Source organism: Candidatus Protofrankia californiensis, from assembly GCF_900634765.1.
In the GTDB taxonomy this organism is placed as follows: domain Bacteria; phylum Actinomycetota; class Actinomycetes; order Frankiales; family Frankiaceae; genus Protofrankia; species Protofrankia californiensis.
In genome coordinates, this window is sequence record NZ_CAAAFT010000248.1 from 1 (window position 1) to 3,906 (window position 3,906).

The 3,906-nt window shown below is 68.4% G+C and carries 4 protein-coding genes; 3 read left to right on the top strand and 1 reads right to left on the bottom strand.

Annotated elements, in window-relative coordinates; all coding sequences use genetic code 11:
• A partial coding sequence (locus DD1DGNOD_RS13300) for an LLM class flavin-dependent oxidoreductase (protein WP_131770275.1) occupies window positions 1–1,075 on the bottom strand: 1,075 nt, incomplete at its 3' end.
• 250 nt (window positions 1,076–1,325) lie between these two features.
• Between DD1DGNOD_RS13300 and DD1DGNOD_RS13305 the strand changes: the two genes are divergently transcribed.
• From DD1DGNOD_RS13305 to DD1DGNOD_RS13315, 3 genes are all read left to right on the top strand, one after another.
• A complete protein-coding gene (locus DD1DGNOD_RS13305; protein ID WP_131767450.1) occupies window positions 1,326–1,550 on the top strand; it encodes a 3,4-dihydroxy-2-butanone-4-phosphate synthase in 225 nt (74 codons plus the stop codon).
• A 67-nt stretch (window positions 1,551–1,617) separates the two neighbouring features.
• Entirely contained in the window at window positions 1,618–3,261 is a 1,644-nt protein-coding gene (locus tag DD1DGNOD_RS13310; RefSeq protein WP_131767451.1) for a flavin-containing monooxygenase, read from the top strand.
• 3 nt (window positions 3,262–3,264) lie between these two features.
• Entirely contained in the window at window positions 3,265–3,864 is a 600-nt protein-coding gene (locus DD1DGNOD_RS13315) for an NADPH-dependent FMN reductase (RefSeq protein ID WP_241255691.1), read from the top strand.
• The last annotated feature ends 42 nt before the right edge of the window (window positions 3,865–3,906 follow it).

The following is a 3,906-nucleotide window of genomic DNA, read 5'->3' on the forward strand; positions in this document are numbered from 1 at the left end:
CGTTCCGCTCCAGGCGGCGCGTCGTGCCCTGGAACGCAGGCAGTACGTGGTTGGCGAACAGGTGGTAGTGCTCCTTCTTCGCCGACCACGGCGCCCAGTTGTGGTCGAACAGCAGCATCGCGCCGAAGCCGCCCTTCGACTGCTCCCAGAGCCGCTCGATCTGGTTGATGGCGTCCTCGTAGGTGCCGATGACGCCGGTGCCGCTCTCGACGACCCACTCGATGCGTTCCTTGGTCGTCTCGCCCTCGACCTTCATCTGAGGCGTCGACGCGGTGTGCTGTAGGTAGTCGCACCAGGCGTCGATGCCGTGCTCGACGTCCTTGAGCGCCTGGTCGCGTGTCGCCGCGATGTGGAAGGGAGCCACGAGCCGCCAGCGGCTGCGGTCCGGCGTGTGACCGAACTCTGCCGCCCGCTCGGTGAGCGTGCCCCAATGGTGGCCGACGGCGTCGAACCCGCCGGCGCTGGTCGCGCCGATGGAGATCATGCCGAGGTCGTGCTTGCCGGCCAGCCGGGGGCCGGACGGGCTGACGATCGCCGCCGTCGCCACCTCGAACAGGGGGTTCGTGTACGTGTCGAGCTGCAGGCGGGCCTCTACGAGCTTGTAGCGGGGCGTCTCGATGGTCAGCGGCTCATCCTCGGTGAGCAGGTGCATGAGGACCGCGGTGTCCTGCTCCAAGGCGTCCCGCTGCTCGCTCGCCTCGATGCCGATCATGTTGGCGTCCGTGCTCAGCGCGCCTGGCCCCAGACCCAGCATGGCGCGTCCCCGGGTCAGGTGGTCTAAGAGCACCATCCGGTCGGCTACCCACAACGGGTTGTGGTAAGGCAGCGACAGCACGCCGGTTCCCAGCCGGATGGCCTTGGTCAGGTTTGCCACGTGCGCGATGAACATCAGCGGGTCGCCGATGGGTTCGACGCCGCACGAGTGATGTTCGCCGAACCACGCCTCCTCGAAGCCCATGTTGTCCATGAGCTGGACGATTTCGACGTCTCGCTGGAGCGAGTAGGTCGGGTTCTGTTTCACGGGCACGTGATGCGGTGGGACGAACGCGCCGAAACGTAGCCGCCGACGGGTCATGTCAGGTGCTCCTCTCTGGGGTGTGCCCCCAGGGTCACGGTTGCGACGTCGGTCACACCGGCGCCCGCAGGCAGACCACCACGTCGGGAGGGAGTATGTCAACGTTTAAGTTGACGAGAGATCATGGACTCTCAATGTCGTCGACGCCGACGTTGACCCGATCACCGTTACCCTCTAACGTCAACGTTCATGTTGATGACATGGGTGGTGCGGACGCGTCCTGTGCGCCCGGGCCCGCGAAGGACGGGTCATGAGCCTCACGGGGCGGACGGTCGGCGTGACGCTGGCGGGACCGGGACGGGCGTGCCCGCGGCGAACCGCGCGCACCGTCGCCGTCCCGGCAGACGGCGCCGCGCGCGAGTGGCTTCGCCGACCGGGCCGCGTCTTCCCGCTCCGAGCGCGTGCGGGAGGGGCCCACGTACGAGCCGGACCGACCGAGACCCCCGTCGACCTCGTTCGCGCGTGTCAACGCTAACGTTTACAAGTCTGGTCGGGGAGATCCACGTTCGTTCCGTGATCTTGCAAGCTATCACAGGAGAGACATGACGCAGCGTGACAGAACGACCTCGTCTCCCGACTCCCCGGTCGACGTCATCGTGGTGGGTGCCGGGTTCGCCGGCCTGGCCCTGCTTCGTTCGTTCCGGGACGAGCGCGGGCTGACTGTCACGGTGATCGAGGCCGGCGACGACATCGGCGGCGTCTGGTACTGGAACCGCTACCCCGGGGCCCGGTGCGACGTCGACAGCACCGACTACTCGTACTCCTTCTCGCCGGAGCTGGACGCGACCTGGGACTGGACCGAGCGCTACGCCGCTCAGCCGGAGATCCTGAGTTATATCCACCGCGTGGCAGAGCTGTACGACCTGCGCCGCGACATCACCCTCGGCGTTCGGGTCACCGAGGCCGTGTACGACGAGCAGGCCGATCTGTGGGTGGTACGAGGCGACGACGGGTCGGTCGTCTCGGGTCGCTACCTGGTGATGGCCACCGGCTGCCTGTCCGCTGTGAAGCGCCCCGACCTCCCAGGTGTCGAGGACTTCACGGGAACGGTCCTCCACACCGCAGATTGGCCGAAGGACAAGGTCGACCTCGTGGGCAAGCGGGTCGGGGTGATCGGCACCGGGTCGTCCGGCATCCAGGTCATCCCCGAGATCGCCCCGGTCGTCGCGGAGCTGGTGGTCTTCCAGCGGACACCCACCTTCAGCGTCCCGGCGCACCACTACGTGCTGACCGACGCCGATCGGGCAGCCATCCGCACCGAGCTCCCCGCCCGGCGCGAGCGGCTCAGGCGCTCGTCGACGGGGCTCTCGGTGCCTGCCAACCCGCGGTCCGCCCTCGAGGTCACGGACGAGGAGCGGCAGGCGTACTACGAGGAGCAGTGGAACTCGGCGGGCTTCGGTTTCCTGCTGGCCTACTCGGACCTGCTGATCGACCAGGCGGCGAACGACACCGCGGCCGACTTCATCCGAGGCAAGATCGCGGAGCGGGTCGACGACCCGGCCACCGCGGCGCTGCTCAGCCCGCGCACCTACCCTTACGGGGCCAAGCGCCCGTGCGTCGACACGGGCTTCTACGAGACGTTCAACCGGCCCAACGTCACCCTCGTCGACATCTCCGCCTCTCCGCTGGTGAAGGTAACTGAGACGAGCCTGCACACGACGACGTCGGAGTACGGGCTCGACGTGATCGTCTTCGCCACCGGTTTCGACGCCATGACCGGTTCGCTGCTGCGACCGGACATCCGCGGCAGGGGCGGTCAGCCACTCCGCCAGCACTGGGCGTCCGGACCCCTCACCTATCTGGGACTCGCCTCAGCCGGGTTTCCCAACATGTTCGTGGTCGCCGGCCCGGGCAGCCCGTCGCTGCTCGGCAACGTGATGGTCTCCATCGAGCAGCACGTCGAGTTCCTCGCCGACCTGATCATGTCGTCACGGGCGGCGAAGACCCCGGTGATCGAGGCCGAGCCGGAGGCCGAGGCGGCGTGGGTCGCGCACGTGAACCGGCTTGCCCAGGGCACGCTCTACCTGGCCGCCGCCTCGTACTACCTGGGCGCCGAGGTGCCGGGCAAGCCCCGTGTCTTCATGCCCTATGCCGGCGGGCTGCGGCGCTACCGCAGGGAATGCGAAGAGGTCGCCGCCGACGGCTATCGCGGGTTTCGCCGCACGTCCACGGCAGAAGGGAACTAGATCATGCATGCTGACATGCGGCAGCCACGCTTACTGTGTATCGGCGGCTCGACGAGGCCCGGTTCGAGCTCCGAACAGGCCCTGAGGGTGAGCGCCGCCGCGGCACGCGCCGCGGGAGCCTCGATCGACGTGATCGCGAGCCGAGACCTGATGCTACCGATCTACGACACCGAGACCAGGGAGCGTTCGCCCCGGGCTGTCCGCCTGGTCGAGGCCGTGCGGGAAGCGGACGCCGTCATCGTCGCGTCGCCGGGCTACCACGGCGCGATCTCCGGAATGATAAAGAATGCGCTCGACTACATCGAGGACCTTCGGGACGCCGAGCGGCCCTACCTCGACGGCGTTCCCGTCGGTTGCGTGGCGGTGGCGTACGGGTGGCAGGCGACGGTCTCCACCCTGGCCGGCCTGCGAGCGACCGTCCATGCGCTCCGGGGATGGCCGAGCCCGCTCGGCGCGGCGATCAACGTCTCGAACCGAGTCTTCGACGAGAACGGTGAATGCGTCGACGACCAGACCCGCTTCCAGCTCGAGACCGTCGCGCGGCAGGTCGTCGCGTTCGCCGAGCGACAGAGCCCGGTGGGCCTGGCCGCGACGGGGCTGTAGCCGGCCGCGGCCGTGGGCCGGCTGGAGGGGTCTGTTGCGTTC

Excerpts from the sequence above, each read along its gene's own strand:
- DD1DGNOD_RS13315 (WP_241255691.1), top strand. The coding sequence starts at position 3,265 with ATGCATGCTGACATGCGGCAGCCACGCTTACTGTGTATCGGCGGCTCG.
- DD1DGNOD_RS13305 (WP_131767450.1), top strand. The coding sequence starts at position 1,326 with ATGAGCCTCACGGGGCGGACGGTCGGCGTGACGCTGGCGGGACCGGGA.
- DD1DGNOD_RS13310 (WP_131767451.1), top strand. The coding sequence starts at position 1,618 with ATGACGCAGCGTGACAGAACGACCTCGTCTCCCGACTCCCCGGTCGAC.